We start from the raw sequence: 18,089 nt of genomic DNA, 5'->3' as shown, positions 1-18,089 counted from the left end.
TCGGAGTTTTTTAGTGTTTACTATTATAAAATCAATGTTTTATTATTAATCTTTATTATGAATAAGCATTATTCATTAAAAATTCTAATTTTACTTAATAATACATTAGTGTTATAATACAATTATAGTAATACAAGGTAATGTGTTTGGCTAAATGATAATATTTTTTTGGAGGTGATGGTTAAAAATTGCCAAATACTTACTTTTAAAGATTGAATTTATCATAGAAATTCTTGAAAAATATCTAAATGATAATGTACTATAAAGAAGGGAATATGATTATATCAAAGAGATTATGGAAAATTTGAGAGAAGAAATTTTAGAGCTAAGAAGAAATGCATTTATAGAGACAATAATGGGATTAGATAATGAAAGATACATAATTGGATACTTGGGGAAAACTGTTCCAAAAGAGATTTTTTATGGTTTTGACTTAGTACCTCTACCTTTGGATGGGGTAGATAAATACATATTAAATTATTCTAATGAAAAAAATTTATGTAGCATAGTTAATTCAACACTAACTTATGCTTTAACAAAAAAATGTCCTCTAATTTATAATGCAAAATTACTTGTTGTAGATAATTCCTGTCCTTTACTTTTGAAAACAATGAAAGAAAATCTTAAGGATAAGATTTATTTCTATGACGGAAATATAGAAAAATTAAAAAATAGAGTTGTAGAAGTCTACAATAGAGATTTTTTTGAAAATAAATTTTTAAATGCAGTTGAACTATCCAAAATTATTTCTTCAAAACTTCAAAAACTTTCAAAAACAGATATAGATTCCAGATTTTTATACGAAGTTGAATTCTATACTCAATTTATTTTCTCGTTGGAAGATAAAATTACTATGATTGATAGGGTATTGTCGAATTATAAAGATGTAGACAAAAAAAGACAAAAGCTATATGTACCAAGAGCAATTCAAATTTTGGATGATATTGATAAGGAATATAAAAACTATCAGATTATAGAGAATTTTTGTCTAGGCGAAGTTTTTAAAACTTATAAAAAAAGTGGCTATGAGTTTTTAAAAGAGAAATATAATGAAAATAGAGTTGATAAATTAGATATTTTATTTGAGAATTGTCCCTATGATAATAAATAAAAATTTATTTTAGGAGGCAAAAAATGGCTGATTACAGAAAAATGTGGGAAGATTTAAATATGGACGTTGATACTCATGATATCTTATGCGAAGTTTTACCTGTTGCATTTGGAGATGTTTTTTTAAGTCAAGAAAACAGACCAGAGAGTATGGATTATTTCAATATGGTTGTAGCTGAAATTCATGGAATTAGACCTGCAGAATTAATTGAATTCCAAAAACAAGGTGGAAAAGTTGTAGGCTCTTTCTGTATCCACGTTCCTGATGAAGTTGTACTAGGAGCAGGAGCAATTGCCACTGGACTATGTAGTGGATCTCAATTCTGGGTTCCTGGTGGAGAAAAAGTTCTTCCAACATCAACTTGTCCATTAATTAAAGCATCACTTGGAGCAAGATTTGATAGAACTTGTCCTTTCTTTAGAATAGCTGACCTTTTTGTTGGAGAAACAACTTGTGATGGAAAGAAAAAAGCTTGGGAAATTTTGGCGAAAGATGCTCCAATGTATATTATGGATATTCCACAAATGAAAAGAGAAAAAGACTTTGCGAAGTGGAAAGAAGAAATTATTTCCTATATGGCTGAATTAGAAAAATTAACTGGAAATAAGATTACTGAAGAAAGTTTGAAGAATGCTATTGTAACATTGAATAATAAGAGAAGAGCTTTACAAAGATTAAATAGCTTTAGAAAATTAGAAAATGTTCCTATTTCAGGTAGAGATGTTTTACTTATTACACAAATTGCATTTTATGATGATCCAGTAAGATTTACAGCACAAGTAAATAGACTTTGTGATGAACTTGAAGAAAGAGCTAAAAATAATGTAAGTGTTTATCAAAAAGGAGCAAAGAGAATTTTATTAACAGGAACTCCACTTTCAATTCCTAACTGGAAGATTCATCAAATAGTTGAAAATATCGGTGGAATGGTTGTATGTGAAGAAATGTGTACAGGTAATAGATATTCAGAACATCTTGTTGACGAAAGTGGTAATACTATTGATGAAATGGTAGAAAACTTAACTCGTAGATATTTAGGAAGTATAAACTGCGCATGCTTTACTCCAAATACTGAAAGAGTTGATGATATAATGAGATTGGTTAAGGAATACAATATTGACGGAGTTATTGATATTAACTTAAAATTCTGTACACTTTATGACACAGAGGGAACAATTGTAGAAAAAGCTTTGAAAGAAGCAAAAATTCCTGTTCTTGGAATCGAAACTGACTATACAGATTCAGATAGTGAACAATTAAAAACTAGAATTGGTGCATTCATAGAGATGATGAGCTAATGTTATATTATATATTTTTTAAAGACACAAAAAACGGTCAGGAGCTTTATCAATTAATGAAAGAACAAGGTATAAAATGCACAATAGCACCTACACCAAAAACAGAGGATCACTGTTGTGGAATAAGCATTTTATATTATAATTTTGAAGATAGAGAATTGATAGAAAAGTTGATTTTAGAAAATAAAATAGAGATTTTAAAATTCTACGAAAAAGAAAAAGATATTAATCCTGATAGAATGAGATTTTGTTAGAAATAACCCTAGCTATTACTTACGCTAGGGTTTTTCTTATAAAAAATATAAAAAACTTCGGCTATGTCGAAGTTTCAGATTATTATTTTTCGTAAGCTTATTTACTTTTAACGTCTTGCTACAAAACTATGTTATTTCCCTTATACGTCATCTCGACCGTAGTGAATCTAGCCCTAACTTTGCTTGTTTACAAGCAAAAGTAGGTCTGACGCAAAGATTGTTCAAATCTTTGATTTGAGTACAATCGACTGTGGAGATCTCATACTTTTGCTTTAGCAAAAGTAAATGTATCGTAGATACGTTGGGTACCCGGGAACCTTGTTGTTTCACAATAAAAACAAAAATATAAAAAAAGCAAAGACAAAAATTATACTTTGTCTTTGCTCTGAAACTTCGACTATGTCGAAGTTTTTTTTATCTTTGTACATTAAATTTAAAAGTTTCTTCATCCTTATCGAAAGTTAATTCATAAGTTTTTCCCTTTTCAACTTCAAGTGAAAGTTTAGTAGGTCCCCAAGTTTTAGTTACATTCTTATGTACTAAGCCTGGTCTTGTATAACTATAAGCAAGTTCAACATCTACTGTTCCTGGTAATGCATAAATTACTGATTTAGTTCCTTCATATGCTATTTTTGGATAAGCATTTGAACTTAAAATTCTTCCAGCAAGACTATTGTTTGAAAATGCACTAAAGCTAGTAACTAGATAAATTTTAACTGCATCAGGATGGTCAGAAAGCCATTTTTCGTATCCTTGTTTTCTTTTTTTCATCCAAATTACAATTCCGATAACATAAACTATTAAAACCGCAGGAATTATATAAGCCATAACTCCCATATTTTTAATCATTTGTGAAATATTATCCATAATTTCCTCCTATATATTTATTTTGCTTTTAAAGTAATTGATTCTGATTTATTTCCGACGATTCCAAGGTCTTCGATAAGGTTTTTAAATTGTTTATAACCTAATAATGATACATCGTAGCTTTTTGTCTTTCCACTTGAATCAATAACGATTAGATTTAAAATATCATTATTCTTTGACGTAGCTTTAAAATCACATTCTTCAATCCTGTATTCATCAACTTTTTTACCTTTAATAACTGTTAGAGTGTCATCAGTTACTTTTAAATATAATTTTCTATCGCTAAATGTAAAATACAATGATATAATTGCAACTGCTGCAACTATAATTGCATTAACATGTGGCTGAACAAAAAACTTTAGAATAAAAGCTAAAAATATACATGCACAGACTAAAATAAATAATTCTTTGACTACTTGTAAAGATGTTGATTTGTATATTCTTTCGTTCATAAATTTCTCCTTTTAATAAGATTTTAAAATAATCATCATATTTAACTCTATATAACAAATTGTTTCCTTAAAAAACTATTTTAAATTCTTTCTAGTAAATATCATTTTTCCCGCAGGTGTTTGCAATATGCTTGTTACTGTTGTTTCAATAGTTTGTCCAATATAATCTTTTCCGTCTTCAACTACAATCATAGTTCCGTCGGAAAGGTATCCAAGACCTTGTTCAGGCTCTTTACCACGGTTTATAACTTCTACAATAAGTTTTTCACCTTGAATTACAACTGGCTTAACTGCAAGAGCTAATTCATTTACATTAAGTATTGAAATTTGTTGAAGAGAAGCTACTTTATTCAAATTATAATCATTTGTAATTAGCTTTCCATGATAGTCTTCTGTAAGCTTTAAAAGCTTGTGATCAACTTCTTTAATGTTCTTATAATCTTTATCTACAATTTTTATTTCAACATCTTTTTCGTTTTGAAGCAAATCTAAAATATCTAGACCACGTCTTCCTCTTTGTCTTCTATTAGGATCTTCAGAATCGGCTATATATTGCAATTCTTTAACCATAAACATCGGAATAATAATAGGTCCTTCTAAAAATCCAGTTTTAACTATATCGTAAATTCTACCATCTATAATAACTGAAGTATCTAAAATCTTAGGACAAGATTGTCCTTTTTTTACTGATTTTTCTCTTGAAAAAAGTTTGAACTTTAATAATTCCTCTTTTTTATCAACTGCAATTTTAATTCCTGCAAAACCAAGTCCAATATAAATGAAAATTGTAATTGTTGCACTTAATAGGCTTCCTACAACAGGAAGCTCTATATTAGAAATCGGTAGAGAAATTAAAAAAGCTATAACTAAACCAACTAAAAGTCCAACAATTGCACTAACAATATCTGAAGTTGGAGTTTTCTGAGCCTTTTTTCTAACATCTTCAAATGTGTCTGTAAGTTTCTTAATTATGACAGGGAATAAAAAATAAAAAATAATACCAAAAATAATTGCAAAAACTCCATAAATTGAAACTAAAACATCTTTACTTAATTCTAACGACGTAACTTGACCAAAGCCATAGGCAATCAGGATGCCAATAAGGCCACCAAAAACAAAGGTCAAGTACCTTAAAACTTTAAACATACTTTCCTCCTAATGTTCTGTTGAATATTCTATAATTTTGTTAATTTTGTGCTTTGAAAAACCACTTACCATAACAAATTCTGAAATCAAAATTCGTTTAGCAAGGTTTAACATAAACAATTCTTTTAGAGAAAGTTTACCTTTCTCATTTCTTACAGCCAATCCTTTAAAAACATAAGCTATTTCAAAAATATCTGTAGACTTAAGTCTTTGTGTATTTTCTTTGTACCTTTGAACCCAATTGTTCGGCATAGGGCATTTTTCGTAACTAAGATAGTCAAAAACTTTATCAAGTGTATCTAGGTTTACGAGTTCTCTAAATTGAAAATTTCTTATATCTCCTTCTTTGATGAAGATATGCAAATTTTGTTCAAAAGGGAGCTCTATAACATAAAATCGTTCTCTAACATCATCGAAATCTTTGTTTTCTATGCTTTTAATAAAACCTGCTCCATGCATAGGATAAAATATTTTGTCACCAACATCCATAGCAATCTCCTAAAAATTAAACCAACAACTACATAACGACCCTCCAATACTATTATACACCAAATACAAAAAAAATTAAAGGACTATTATGTTTCATACACTAAATAATATTAAGTAAAAGCAGTAAATTTTCTTTAATTAATTTATTTTGCTTTAATATAAGTATGAAATTTTCAGTTAAATTTTTAGATTCTTTAAAGATTTTATTATCGTATTTTGACTTAAAAACCTTAGCTTTAATATTGTTTTCTATAAGACCTTCTTCTAATTCCAATTCTATTTTTATTTCGTCTTTATTACTTATAATGCTGTAATTTTGTTGATGAAAATTTAAAATTAAATTTTTAGGATTAGAAAGTCTAATAACTAGAAAGTTTTTTTGTATATAAAGAGTTTTCATAACTCCAGTAAAATTCTTATTATTAATTGTAAGTATTCTATTTAAAATACTTTCTTTATATTCATAAATATGGCTTAAAACTTGTAAGTCAATATAATTATGATATATTAATTTTGATAGCATTTCATTGTCTTTAAGTTCTTGATACATCTTAAATATCTTTGGCATTTCTTGTTGATTAACATGATCATGCACATCAAAACCAAGTCTTTTTCCTAAATTTATAGCTTTAAGACTAGGCTCGTCTAAAAAGAAATTTAGCTTTTGGAGTTGCCTATAAATATCAGTGTTTTCAAAATTAAATTTAGGAATATTATATTTTTCCATTTTTTTTCTGATGAAAGGGAAGTCAAATCTATCACCATTATATGAGATAATTTTTTTATCATTTAAAAGTTTTGAAAGCTCTAAAATCAGTTCTTTTTCTTCTTTTTCATCTTCTATATAATATTGAGAATAGATTAATTCATTATCTTTTTTTTCGCAGATTCCAAACATATACATAAAATCTTTGCTTCGATTAAGTCCAGTTGTTTCTATATCAAATAAAGTATAATTTTCAAAATTTGAATCAGTTTTTTCAATATTTACAACTTTTTTCATAACAACTCCTTTCTTAAAGTGGTTTTAAATAGAAAAAAAGTAGAGTCGAAAAACTCTACTTTTTAACTACTATCCATAGTACATGGTGCAGGAAAGAGGACTTGAACCCCCACGTCAATGACACTAGATCCTAAGTCTAGCGCGTCTGCCAGTTCCGCCATTCCTGCATATATGGGGTGGATGATGGGATTCGAACCCATGACCTTCAGAGCCACAATCTGACGCCCTAACCAGCTAGGCCACACCCACCAAACTTTGCATTCATTCTAAACGCTTGTATATTATAACAATTTATTAAAAATTTGTCAATAGTTTTTTTAAAATTTTTTAAATTATATACAGTTTTCATCTTTGCATTTATGTGTACTATGAGCTTCTTTACTAGAATCTTGTAAATCTTTTAGTTCTTCTTCTGAAAGTTTTTCCTGACAATTTTTGCAAATTCCTTTAATTTCTAAATGATGACCAGTAACGATAAAATCAGTTTTATGTTCTATATCATGAATTAAATTATGTATTGGGCAATGGTTAATAGGCATTATTTTTTTGCATTTTTCACAGATTAAGCTATGAGTATGACCTTTATTTAATTGATAATAAGTAGTTCCGTCAATTTCTGCTGTTTTTTTAGCGATATTCTTATCGCAAAATTGATTTAATGCTCTATATACACTTGATATACTATATTTATCGCCTTTTGTTGAAATAGCGTTATAAATATCTTCTGCTGTTGTAGGAACTTCTCTTTTTTCTAATTCTTTAAGGATTGCCATTCTATTTTTTGTAATTTTTAAGTCATTATCTTTTAGAATTTTCAAAAAAACTTTTTTCATAAATACTCTCCTTTACTTGATTTTTCGGCAAATAGGGTATATAATACTATAAGTAAATGAGTGCTATTTGCAAATAAGCTCTCATAATATAAAAAAGGAGTAATTATGAAAAAAATCATAACTAAAATCATTTCCTTTGCCCTTATTATAACACTTTTTTCAGCTTGTGGCAAAGATTCTGTAAAAAATGATACAAAAAAAGAAGATAAAAAAATAATATACACATCATTTTATCCACTACAAAGTATTACTAAAGAAATTGTTGGAGATAAAATTGAAGTTAGAAATTTAATTCCAAATGGTCAAGAAGTTCACCATTGGGAGCCAACAGCTCAAGATATGAAAAACTTATCTGAAGGCAGTGTAATTTTAGTAAATGGACTTGGATTAGAAAGTTGGCTAGATAAATTTAAAGCTTCAATTAAAGATTTGAAAATTGTAGAGGTTTCAAAAGATGTTAATTTGTTAAAAGCAGAAGATGAAGACCATGACCATGATGAACATGATAAGCATAATGAACATGGAGAGCATAAAGATGAGGACCATAAACATGATAAGGAAGAAAAAGAACATAATCATGGAGAATATGATCCACATATTTGGTTAAGTCTAAAAAATATGAAGATTATTGCAAAGAATATTTATAGTCAAGTTGTAGAAATGGATAAAGAAAATGAAGCATTTTACAAAGAAAATTTAGAAAAATTACAAGCAAAACTTGATGATTTAGATAAAAAATATTCTGAACAACTAAAAAATGCAAAAATAAAATCTGTTATTACTTCACATGAAGCTTTTGCATATCTATTAAATGACTATGGTTTGAAACAAATTCCAATTGAAAATTTGAGTTCTGATTCTGAACCTAATTTAGAAAAGATTAAAGAAGTTGTAGAATTAGCAAAAAAAGAAGGAATAAAAGTTGTTTTTTATGAAGAACTAAGTGAAAATAAAGTTGAAGAAACTATCGCTAAAGAGATTGGTGGAGAAGTTAAAATGCTTTATACAATAGAAGGTCAAACTGAAGAACAAGCAAAAGAAAATAAAGACTATATTCAACTTATGGAAGAAAATTTAAAAGCCTTAGTTGAAGCTACAAAGTAGGAGAATGTTTTGAATAATATTATTTCGATAAAGGATCTGTCTTTTTCTTATAGTGGAGGAGTTAATGTCTTAGAAGATCTTTCTTTTGATATTCAAGAGAAAGATTTTATAGCAATTATAGGAGCAAATGGTAGTGGAAAATCTACTTTGCTTAAATTAATTTTAAGAGAACTTAATCCTTCAAGTGGAGAAATATTTATATCAGATACGAATATTAAGAATTTTAAGGAATGGAATACAATTGGCTATGTACCTCAGATAAATGCTAGTAATATTCCAAATTTTCCGATTACTGCATTAGAGATAGTAACACTTAATCTATATCAAAAAATGGGCTTTTTTAAGTTTTCAAAAAAAAGCCATATAGAACAGGCAAAAAGAGCTTTAATGCAAGTAAATATGCTAGATTTTGCCAATACGCCTATAAATAAGATGAGTGGTGGGCAGCAACAGAGAATTATGATTGCAAAGTCTTTGATTAATAGCCCAAAAATTTTAATTTTTGATGAGCCTACAACAGGAATTGACAAAGAAAGTAAAAATCAACTTTTTAGAATTTTAACTCACTTAAATAGAGTTCATGGAATTACAATTATACTTGTAACTCATGAGCTTGAAATTATGAAGGATAATTTGACAAGAGTTGTAGAAATAAAAGATAAGAAAGTGGTGGTAAGATAATGTTTCAACTTGAATTTATGAGAAGAGCTTTTTTAGTTGGAATTATGCTTTCCATCGTTATACCTTGCATCGGAGTTGTGATGGTAAATAAGAGAAATTCGATGATAGGAGATGCTTTATCCCATGTTTCTCTTGCGGGTGTTACTATAGGTCTTATATTTAGAGTAAATCCAATTATAACTGCAATTATTTCTTGTGCAATTGCAAGTTTTTCAATAGAGATTATGAGAAGGTATTTTCCGAAAAATTCGGATATATCAACGGCAATAATGATGAGTTTGGGAATTGGGCTTGCAGCAGTTCTTTCAGATTTTGTAAAGGGTGCTGCTAATTTCAATAGCTTTTTATTCGGTAGCATTGTTGCTATAAGTGATTTTGAAGTTATTTTAGTTACATTGGTATTTTTCGTTGTAATAACAGTTTTTACAATGCTTTACAAGGCATTACTTTATGTATCATTTGATGAAGTTGGAGCGAGACTTGCAGGAATAAAAGTACAAAGTGTAAATATAGTTTTTACATTTTTAATTTCCTTATCTATATCAATAGCTTCAAGAACTGTTGGGGTTTTAATGGTTTCATCATTAATGGTCGTTCCAGTAGCATGTGCGTTAAGAGTTTCAAAATCTTATTTTCAAACTGTAATTTACTCTATTCTCTTTGGAATGACATTTACAATTTCAGGTATAACAATTTCATTCTATCAAGGTTTAAAACCTGGTGGAACAATGGTTTTAACGGGAATATTAGTACTTTTTACAATCGTAATATTACAAAATTTAAGAAAGCTTTTAAAAATTTAAAGAAAATCAATTTGATTTTCTTTTTTTGCTTTGGGACTATTCTTTAACAATGATTTATGTTAAAATATAATTGGCTAAAAATTTATTTTATGGAGAGATAATATGATTTTTGTTGAAAATAAAAATTTTGATCCGGCATTAAATCACGCAATTGAACTTTATCTAATGGAAAATTATGATGAAGATATTTTTATGCTTTGGAGAAATAGACCTTGTATATTACTAGGTCGTTATCAAAATATTGATTTGGAAGTAAATTTAGATTTTACAAATGCAAATAATATGGATGTAATCAGAAGATTATCTGGTGGGGGTGCAATATATTGCGATACTGATAATATGCAATATACTTTTATAACTAAAAAGACTGGAGAAGATGTTGATTCGTCATTTAAAAAATTTGCAAAGCCAGTTGTTAATTTCTTAAATTCATTAGGTCTTAATGCTGAATTTACAGGAAGAAACGACATTCAGATAGATGGAGCAAAAGTAAGTGGTAATGCTCAATATCAAAATAAAGAAAAGATTTTACATCATGGAACTTTCTTATTTAAAGCAAATCTATATAATTTAACAAATTCATTGAAATCAAGAGATATAAAGTTCAAGGGTAAAGCAGTACAATCTGTTAGATCTAGAGTTGGCTTTATTGGGGATATGATTGATATGGATGTTGAAACTTTTATGGATAAAGCTATTGATTACATAAAAGATGAGTATAATATTACTAATACTACAATTCTAACTGAAGAAGAAATGAAAAAAATTTACGAGATTAGAGATTCTCTTTTTGCAACAAAAAACTGGAATTACGGAAATGGCTCTTTAAAAAAGAATAGAAAAGCAGAAAAATATTCTTGTGGAGTTGTTGAAATAGGGATTGATGTTGAAAACGAAAAAATAAAAGACATCTCAATTGAGGGTGATTTTTTCAGTGAATTGGGTATAGATAATTTGTGTAGTATATTAAAAGGAGTTCAATGTTCAAAAGAAGCCATTGAAGAGGCTCTTAAGGATATTGATATCGATAGATACATTAAGTCAATGAATAAGGAAGTCTTTATTGATGATATAACTAAATTATTTTAAGAGGTGTAATATGCTAAGAAAAAAAGCAGAAATAATGAGAAAACCTGAATGGTTAAAATTAAAAATTCAGGGAGATAAAAATACAACTGACGTTGAAAGCATGTTAGAGGGATTAAAGTTAAATACTGTTTGTCATGAAGCAAATTGTCCAAATAAAATGGAATGTTATTCAAGAAGAACAGCAACTTTCATGATTTTAGGAAGAAACTGTACTAGAAACTGTACTTTCTGTAATGTAACAAGACATACTCCAGATCCAATTAATTTAGAAGAACCTGAAAATCTTGCAAAAGCAGTACAAATTCTAGGACTTAAACATGCTGTTGTAACTTCTGTTACAAGAGATGATTTACCAGATGAAGGTGCAAATCAATTTGCAGAAGTTGTAAGACAAGTTAGAAAATACAATCCAGATACTACAATAGAACTTTTGATTCCTGATATGTCTGGAAGAAAAGAACTTATGGATATTATTTATGAAACAAAACCTGATGTTTTAAACCACAATGTTGAAACAATTCCAGCGTTTTATCCAAAGGTAAGACCTGCTGCAAACTTCCAAAGAAGCTTAGAAGTTTTAAAATATGCAAAAGAATGTGGACTTAAAACAAAATCAGGACTTATGGTAGGTTTCGGAGAAACTGAAGAACAAGTTGTTGAAGTTTTAAAAGCACTTAGAGAAGTGGATTGTGATATGGTAACAATTGGACAATATTTACAACCTACAAAATTCCATATAGCTGTTAAGGAATATGTACATCCTCAACAATTTGATAGATATAGAGATATAGCTTTTGAAATGGGCTTTTTAAGAGTAAACTCAGGACCATTAGTAAGAAGCTCATATCACGCGGAAGCACTATAATTATAGAACTCATTTTTACTTTTGTAGAAATGAGTTTTTTTACTACTGTATTTATTAATTAATTTGTGGTAAAATAATTGTAGCTTGTTATTATGAGGTGTTTTATGAAAGAGTTTTACATAAATTCATGTATAGACGATAAAAGACTATATTGTGTAGATTTTGCAGAAAATTTAAAAAATCCTAAAATGATTGTGCAAATTTGTCACGGAATGACTGAGCATATAAGAAGATATAAGGACTTTGCACTATTCTTAGAAAAACAAGGAATAAGGGCCTTTGGAATGGATAACAGAGGACATGGAAAAACTTGTGAAGAAGAGGAATTAAGAGGACATATTGCTGATGCAGAGGGTGATATAAAACTTATAGAAGATGTATATACTCTTAACAAATATATAAGATCAGAATTTCCGGATAAAAAAGTTGTAATTTTTGGACATAGTATGGGTTCATTAATAGTTAGAAACTTTTTAAATGAATACTCTGAATGTGTTGACGGTGCAGTTATTTGTGGAACAACAGAACCTTATGGAATTAAACATAGAATTTCTATGCTTTTAGCCAAACTTTTTAGTGCAAAAAATGGAAGTAAAAAGAGTGAATTTGTAAATAGACTTGGATTTAAAGGATATAATTCTAGAATAAAAAATAGAAATTCAGATTTTGACTGGCTTACATCAGATGAAAATGAAGTTGAAAAATACATTTTAGATAAGGATTGTGGTTATCTTTGCACAAATATGTTCTTTCTAGATTTACTAACTTTAATAAAAGAAGCCTCATACAAAAAGAATATTGCAAATATTAGAAAAGATTTACCAATTCTTTTTGTTGCTGGAAAAGAAGATCCGGTTGGTGCTTATGGAAAAGGTGTATTAAAAAGTTATAGGTTATACAAAAATGCCGGAATAAAGAATGTTAAGTTAAAACTCTATGCAAAAATGAGACATGAAGTTTTAAATGAAATAGGCAAAGAAAAAGTATATCTTGATATATATAATTTTTTAGAAAATATAAATGAAAAATTTTAAGTGTTAATTATGAGAAAGTAGGTAAAATACTGCTTTCTCTTTATTTTTTTATATTATATTTCTATAAAAAATCTATTGACAAATGTTTTTGTTACTGATATTATATTAATGTAATAATAGTAACTCGTAAGAGAAAGTGCACATAGGGTTCCGAAGAATTTTTCTTGCAGGTCCAAGCTGTGCAGGTGCATCGCACTACACCTAAGGGAGAAAAGCCCAGAAGGTAGGTTTCGCTTGAATCCTACTTTTTGGGCATTTGTTTTTAGTTGTTTTTATTTTTTAGGGGTTATTTTTGTTTTGCAAAAATATTTTTTAGGAGGATTTATGAGCACATTTTTTGAAAATTTTTTCAAACTTAAAGAACACAAAACAAGTGTCAAAACAGAAGTTCTAGCAGGTATTACTACATTTATGACAATGGCTTACATATTAGTTGTAAACCCAGCAATTTTATCTGAAGCCGGAATGGATAAGGGGGCTGTTTTTACAACAACAGCAATAGCATCTTTTATAGGAACGGTATTAATGGCATTACTTGCAAACTATCCTTTTGCATTAGCTCCAGGTATGGGATTAAATGCTTACTTTGCTTATACAATTGTAATTGGTAAAGGATATAGCTGGCAATTTGCTTTAACAGCTGTTTTATTAGAAGGTATTGTATTTTTAATTTTAACTTTTACAAAAGTAAGAGAAATGATTGTAAATGCTATGCCATATTCACTTAAACAAGCAGTTAGTGCAGGTATTGGTATATTTATAGCTTTTTTAGGTTTATATCAAGCTGGACTTGTAAAACAAGGTAAAGGAATACCTTTAGATTTAGGTGTAATCACAAGTGCAACTTCATTAATTACAATTTTTGGTATTTTATTTACTATTTTCTTACTTGTAAAAAAAGTTCCAGGTGCAATTTTATTTGGTATGATTGCTACAACAATAGTATCAATAATATGTGGAGTTTCTGAACTTCCAAAAGCAGTTATTGGAAAACCATCAAGCATAGCACCAATCTTTATGAAATTTGATTTTAGTAAAGCTTTATCAACAGAAATGTTTGTAGCATTATTTGCATTTTTATTTGTTGACTTATTCGACACAGTTGGAACTCTTGTAGGAGTTGCTTCAAAAGCTGATATGTTAGATGAAAAAGGAAATTTACCAAAAGCTAGACAAGCTCTTTTTGCTGATGCAGCAGGAACAACAGTAGGAGCAATGCTTGGAACATCAACAGTAACTACATTCGTTGAAAGTGCAGCGGGAGTTGCTGAAGGTGGTAGAACAGGACTTACAGCAATTGTTACAGCTTTTCTATTCTTACTAGCTTTAATTTTCCAACCAATATTTTCTATAATTCCAACATATGCAACATCTTCTGCATTAATCGTAGTAGGATTATTTATGATTACAGGAGTTAAGAAAATAGACTTTGACGACTATACAGAAGCATTACCAGCATTCTTAACTATTATTATGATGCCTTTATCATACTCAATAGCAAACGGAATCGTATTTGGTATTGTTTCATACGCAGTATTAAAATTAGTTTCAGGTAGAAGAAAAGAAGCTTCTCCAGTTGTTTACATCTTAGCTTTACTATTTATCTTAAAATTTGTAGCAGAAGCATTTATGTAATTTAATGATATTAAATTAAAATGAGCCTATAAGGCTCATTTTTTAGTTGATTAATTAAGATAAATATAGTATAATCTAATTTATGTTTAATAGAGAATAAAATATATTATGAGGTGAAGGAATGATTAATGTAATAGATTTAAGTTTGAGTTTTCAAGGACAAAAACTTTTTGATGATGTAAATTTATCTTTTACTCCAGGAAACTGCTATGGAGTAATTGGTGCTAATGGCGCAGGAAAGTCAACTTTTCTTAAAATTTTAGAGGGAAGACTTGAACCGGATACAGGAAGTGTTTCTATTAAGCCAAATACTCGTATGAGCTTTTTAGAACAAGATCACTTTAAGTTTGAAGATGAAAAAGTAATAGATGTTGTAATTATGGGAAATGAACGTCTAATGGAAATCATGAGACAAAAAGAAGAAATTTATGCAAAAGAAGATTTTTCAGATGAAGATGGAATTTTGGCTTCAGAGCTTGAAGCTGAATTTGCTGATATGGACGGTTGGAGTGCAGAGGCAAATGCTTCTTCTCTTTTACAAGGTCTTGGTATCGGAACTGAATTACATGAGAAAAAGATGAGTGAACTTTCAGGTAAAGAAAAAGTTAAGGTTTTACTTGCAAAGGCACTTTTTGGAAATCCTGAAATTTTAATTCTTGACGAACCTACAAACGACTTAGATATTAAGAGCATACTATGGCTTGAAAATTTCCTTATGGACTATGAGGGAACAGTTATCGTAGTTAGCCACGATAGATATTTCTTAAATAATATTTGTACTCATATGGTTGATATTGACTTTAAAAAGATTAAGATTTTTGTTGGAAACTATGATTTCTGGTATGAATCAAGCCAACTTGCAGCACAAATGTTAAAAGACCAAAACAAGAAAAAAGAAGATAAAATTAAGGAATTACAAAACTTTATCGCAAGATTCTCCGCTAATAAGAGTAAGTCAAAACAAGCTACAAGCCGTAAGAAATTGCTTGATAAAATTCAAGTTGAAGATATTCAACCTTCAACTAGACGTTATCCATTTGTAGGTTTTGAAATGGAAAGAGAAGTTGGAAATCAAATTTTAGAAGTTAATGAAATTTCAAAGACAATTGAAGGAAGACTTGTTTTAGATAAGGTTTCATTTATGGTTAATAGAAATGATAAAATTGGTTTTATCGGAGATGAATTAGCTATTACAACTCTTTTCAAAATTTTAGCTGGAGAGCTTGAACCAGATAGTGGTGATTTTAAATGGGGAGTTACTACTTCAAGATCTTATTTTCCAAAGGATAATACTGAATTCTTTAAAGATACACCATACAATTTGATTGACTGGTTAAGACAATTCTCAACAGAACAATCTGAAATATACATTAGAGGATTTTTAGGAAGAATGTTATTCTCAGGAGATGAAGCTTTAAAACCTGCTCAAAAACTTTCAGGGGGAGAAAAGGTTAGAATGATGTTATCATATATGATGCTTAAAAATTCTAATGTTTTAATTCTAGATCAACCAACAAATCACTTGGATCTTGAAAGTATTATCAGTTTGAATAATGGACTTAAAGCATTTAAAGGAAATATTTTATTTGCCAGTCATGACACCGAATTTATGAATACAATAGCAAATAGAATTATCCATATTGAAGACAATATATTTGAAGATAGACTTATGACTTATCAAGAATATATTGATAGATTTGTTGAAGGTCAATAATATTTAAAAACAAACAAATCCGAGTTATACTCGGATTTTTTTAAAAATTTCATTAAGGAGGTAAAAATGGCAACTAATAGTAATTTAAAAGAAAATGAACAAGTAAATGAAGAAAAAGTAATTGCTAATAAAGATGTTGAGCTTGATTCTAAAAATAAGAAATACTCCATGGTTAAAGTAGTTGTGCTACTTGGTATTTGGTCGTTGTTTTGCCTTTTTTTGCTTGTTTTCAGTGTAGTGGCTGGATTGCCTTATAGTGACGAAGAACTCATAGAAAAAGCACCAATTTTGAATACAATCACTACAATTATTTATTATACAATTCCAATAATATGGATTTTTGTACCGCTTTTAATTTTCGTTTATAAAGATGTAAAAAAATCTAAAAAATAATATTAGTATAAATGAAAAAATCCGAGAATTCTCGGGTTTTTTATTGTAAAATAACAAGGTTTCTGGACACCCACCTGATACAAAGCATCGTGGAAGTGAGGAAATCATTTTAAATATTTTAAAATTATAGTATAATATTGTATAGATTAAAGAATTAAGGAGTTTTATTATGTCTGATTTTTTTAGGTATTTTTGGATAGGATATGAAAGCATGTGGCAATATAGTATTACGAGAAATGCTATGATATTTCTTGCTGTTACTCTTTTAGTTATAATATTTCGTAGATTTTCAATAGCTTTAAGAAGCGGTGGAAGCATTTTAAGACCTTTTCATATTTCAAATGGAAATTTTTATATACATAATGCATTCTATTTTTTAAATAGAGTAATACCTTTAAAAAAGATAAGATCAATCGAAGTTGACAGAATTAGGTCTGTAAGACTAAATGGAAGCAGATATATGCTAACTCTTGAACTTAAAAATGGAAAGAGGAGTGCCTTTTTTTTCGGTAGAGATAAAGCAAGTGATGAATTGGTAAGAAACTTAAAACAAGATACTAAAAGGTATAATATTAAAATTCATACTATTAATTTTGATTAGAAAAGATAGGAGAAATTATGAAAAAGATAAAATTTCATAGTATCTATTATAGATTTATATTATTTATACTTACTTTTGCCATTCTCGTTATAAATATGATTATAGCTGATAAAAATGCAATAATACAATTCAATAATTTTAATATAAAATTATTGAAATTAAATTATATTTTCATCGGAATTTTTATTGCTGTTACAATAATTTTCTCTTTTGTTGGTTGGAAATTTTATGTTTGTAAAGAAGGAATATACCTAAGAAAACTAGATTTACTCGTTCCTTGGGAAGATGTTGATGCTGTAAGCCATGTTTGGATTAATGAATGGAGTATAAGACCTCATGGGAGACAATATTTGTATAATAGAAAATCTTTAGTAATTTACAGAAAAGACTATAAGCCTATTTGCATTTATAATATTTCTATATTAGCTTTATATACGATAAAAATTTTAAAACCTAGCATTAAAACCAATATTATTGTTGCTACATTGGCTACTATTTTTAATATGGCAGTTAATTTTGGAATACTTTACAGTGTTTACTCAAGGAAATTAGAATTTATAAAAATAGAGATATTTCTTAGCTATATTGTTGTATATATTATAAAGATGACATTAGTACCATTAGTAATGGTCAAATATGAAAATATAAAACACGGGAAATACTTATTTCACGATAATGCATATAACAAAAATTCCTCAAAAGTAATTCAATTGTAAG

General features: G+C 28.4%; 20 protein-coding genes and 2 tRNA genes. 14 read left to right on the top strand and 8 right to left on the bottom strand.

The window, feature by feature from the left end; genetic code table 11:
- Positions 1-295 precede the first annotated feature (295 nt).
- The 3 genes from ACLGL0_RS03205 to ACLGL0_RS03195 are packed head-to-tail and all read left to right on the top strand — an operon-like array spanning position 296 to position 2,663.
- Positions 296-1,111 carry a 2-hydroxyacyl-CoA dehydratase gene (locus ACLGL0_RS03205; RefSeq protein ID WP_411013601.1) on the top strand — a complete coding sequence of 272 codons (816 nt, stop codon included), beginning with the start codon at positions 296-298 and terminating at the stop codon, positions 1,109-1,111.
- Positions 1,112-1,134: 23 nt separating this feature from the next.
- On the top strand, positions 1,135-2,409 hold the full coding sequence (locus ACLGL0_RS03200; protein WP_314558636.1) for a double-cubane-cluster-containing anaerobic reductase: 1,275 nt from the start codon (positions 1,135-1,137) through the stop codon (positions 2,407-2,409).
- Positions 2,409-2,663 (top strand): putative Se/S carrier protein, encoded by a 255-nt coding sequence (locus ACLGL0_RS03195; protein WP_411013600.1) that lies wholly within the window; start codon positions 2,409-2,411, stop codon positions 2,661-2,663. Before ACLGL0_RS03200 ends, ACLGL0_RS03195 begins: the two co-directional genes overlap by 1 nt.
- A 414-nt stretch (positions 2,664-3,077) precedes the next feature.
- Here ACLGL0_RS03195 and ACLGL0_RS03190 read toward each other — a convergent pair whose 3' ends face one another.
- The 8 genes from ACLGL0_RS03190 to ACLGL0_RS03155 form a co-directional block, all read right to left on the bottom strand.
- Positions 3,078-3,530, bottom strand: coding sequence for a hypothetical protein (locus ACLGL0_RS03190; RefSeq protein ID WP_411013599.1), 453 nt, complete (start codon positions 3,528-3,530; stop codon positions 3,078-3,080).
- Positions 3,531-3,547: 17 nt separating this feature from the next.
- Positions 3,548-3,982, bottom strand: coding sequence for a hypothetical protein (locus ACLGL0_RS03185; protein WP_411013598.1), 435 nt, complete (start codon positions 3,980-3,982; stop codon positions 3,548-3,550).
- A gap of 75 nt (positions 3,983-4,057) precedes the next feature.
- The gene (locus ACLGL0_RS03180) at positions 4,058-5,128 is read right to left on the bottom strand and encodes a PIN/TRAM domain-containing protein (RefSeq protein WP_411013597.1); all 1,071 of its coding nucleotides are present in this window, start codon (positions 5,126-5,128) and stop codon (positions 4,058-4,060) included.
- 9 nt (positions 5,129-5,137) lie between these two features.
- The gene (locus ACLGL0_RS03175) at positions 5,138-5,617 is read right to left on the bottom strand and encodes a CarD family transcriptional regulator (RefSeq protein WP_314558645.1); all 480 of its coding nucleotides are present in this window, start codon (positions 5,615-5,617) and stop codon (positions 5,138-5,140) included.
- A gap of 100 nt (positions 5,618-5,717) precedes the next feature.
- On the bottom strand, positions 5,718-6,620 hold the full coding sequence (locus ACLGL0_RS03170; protein WP_314558647.1) for a ribonuclease H-like domain-containing protein: 903 nt from the start codon (positions 6,618-6,620) through the stop codon (positions 5,718-5,720).
- 83 nt (positions 6,621-6,703) lie between these two features.
- Positions 6,704-6,787 (bottom strand) — tRNA-Leu (locus ACLGL0_RS03165).
- Between the two features lie 5 nt (positions 6,788-6,792).
- Positions 6,793-6,869, bottom strand: a tRNA-His gene (locus tag ACLGL0_RS03160).
- 83 nt (positions 6,870-6,952) lie between these two features.
- Positions 6,953-7,453 (bottom strand): Fur family transcriptional regulator, encoded by a 501-nt coding sequence (locus ACLGL0_RS03155; RefSeq protein WP_411013596.1) that lies wholly within the window; start codon positions 7,451-7,453, stop codon positions 6,953-6,955.
- Between the two features lie 105 nt (positions 7,454-7,558).
- On the opposite strand from ACLGL0_RS03155, the gene ACLGL0_RS03150 reads away from it, so the two are divergent.
- The 11 genes from ACLGL0_RS03150 to ACLGL0_RS03100 all read left to right on the top strand — a co-directional run bounded on the left by ACLGL0_RS03150 (position 7,559) and on the right by ACLGL0_RS03100 (position 18,088).
- Positions 7,559-8,557, top strand: a complete 999-nt coding sequence (locus ACLGL0_RS03150) for a metal ABC transporter solute-binding protein, Zn/Mn family (RefSeq protein ID WP_411013595.1) — start codon at positions 7,559-7,561, stop codon at positions 8,555-8,557.
- A gap of 9 nt (positions 8,558-8,566) precedes the next feature.
- Positions 8,567-9,238, top strand: a complete 672-nt coding sequence (locus tag ACLGL0_RS03145; RefSeq protein ID WP_233056002.1) for a metal ABC transporter ATP-binding protein — start codon at positions 8,567-8,569, stop codon at positions 9,236-9,238.
- Entirely contained in the window at positions 9,238-10,041 is an 804-nt protein-coding gene (locus tag ACLGL0_RS03140; protein WP_411013594.1) for a metal ABC transporter permease, read from the top strand. The genes ACLGL0_RS03145 and ACLGL0_RS03140 overlap by 1 nt, the downstream gene beginning before the upstream one ends.
- 102 nt (positions 10,042-10,143) lie before the next feature.
- Complete coding sequence (lplA, locus tag ACLGL0_RS03135) at positions 10,144-11,130, top strand: lipoate--protein ligase (protein WP_411013593.1); 987 nt, start codon at positions 10,144-10,146, stop codon at positions 11,128-11,130.
- Positions 11,131-11,140: 10 nt separating this feature from the next.
- On the top strand, positions 11,141-11,995 hold the full coding sequence (gene lipA, locus ACLGL0_RS03130; RefSeq protein WP_411013592.1) for a lipoyl synthase: 855 nt from the start codon (positions 11,141-11,143) through the stop codon (positions 11,993-11,995).
- Positions 11,996-12,099: 104 nt separating this feature from the next.
- Positions 12,100-13,029, top strand: a complete 930-nt coding sequence (locus ACLGL0_RS03125; protein ID WP_411013591.1) for an alpha/beta fold hydrolase — start codon at positions 12,100-12,102, stop codon at positions 13,027-13,029.
- A 324-nt stretch (positions 13,030-13,353) separates the two neighbouring features.
- Entirely contained in the window at positions 13,354-14,664 is a 1,311-nt protein-coding gene (locus tag ACLGL0_RS03120; RefSeq protein ID WP_411013590.1) for an NCS2 family permease, read from the top strand.
- 121 nt (positions 14,665-14,785) lie between these two features.
- Positions 14,786-16,378 (top strand): ABC-F family ATP-binding cassette domain-containing protein, encoded by a 1,593-nt coding sequence (locus ACLGL0_RS03115; RefSeq protein ID WP_411013589.1) that lies wholly within the window; start codon positions 14,786-14,788, stop codon positions 16,376-16,378.
- 66 nt (positions 16,379-16,444) lie between these two features.
- A complete protein-coding gene (locus ACLGL0_RS03110) occupies positions 16,445-16,771 on the top strand; it encodes a hypothetical protein (RefSeq protein ID WP_411013588.1) in 327 nt (108 codons plus the stop codon).
- Between the two features lie 169 nt (positions 16,772-16,940).
- Positions 16,941-17,372 carry a hypothetical protein gene (locus ACLGL0_RS03105; RefSeq protein WP_411013587.1) on the top strand — a complete coding sequence of 144 codons (432 nt, stop codon included), beginning with the start codon at positions 16,941-16,943 and terminating at the stop codon, positions 17,370-17,372.
- 17 nt (positions 17,373-17,389) lie between these two features.
- On the top strand, positions 17,390-18,088 hold the full coding sequence (locus ACLGL0_RS03100) for a hypothetical protein (RefSeq protein ID WP_411013586.1): 699 nt from the start codon (positions 17,390-17,392) through the stop codon (positions 18,086-18,088).
- The last annotated feature ends 1 nt before the right edge of the window (position 18,089 follow it).

The organism is Parvimonas pharyngis, assembly GCF_046569675.1.
Classification (GTDB): domain Bacteria; phylum Bacillota; class Clostridia; order Tissierellales; family Peptoniphilaceae; genus Parvimonas.
The sequence above is the reverse complement of the archived record's forward strand: the minus strand, read 5'-3'. Positions and strand labels throughout refer to the sequence as shown.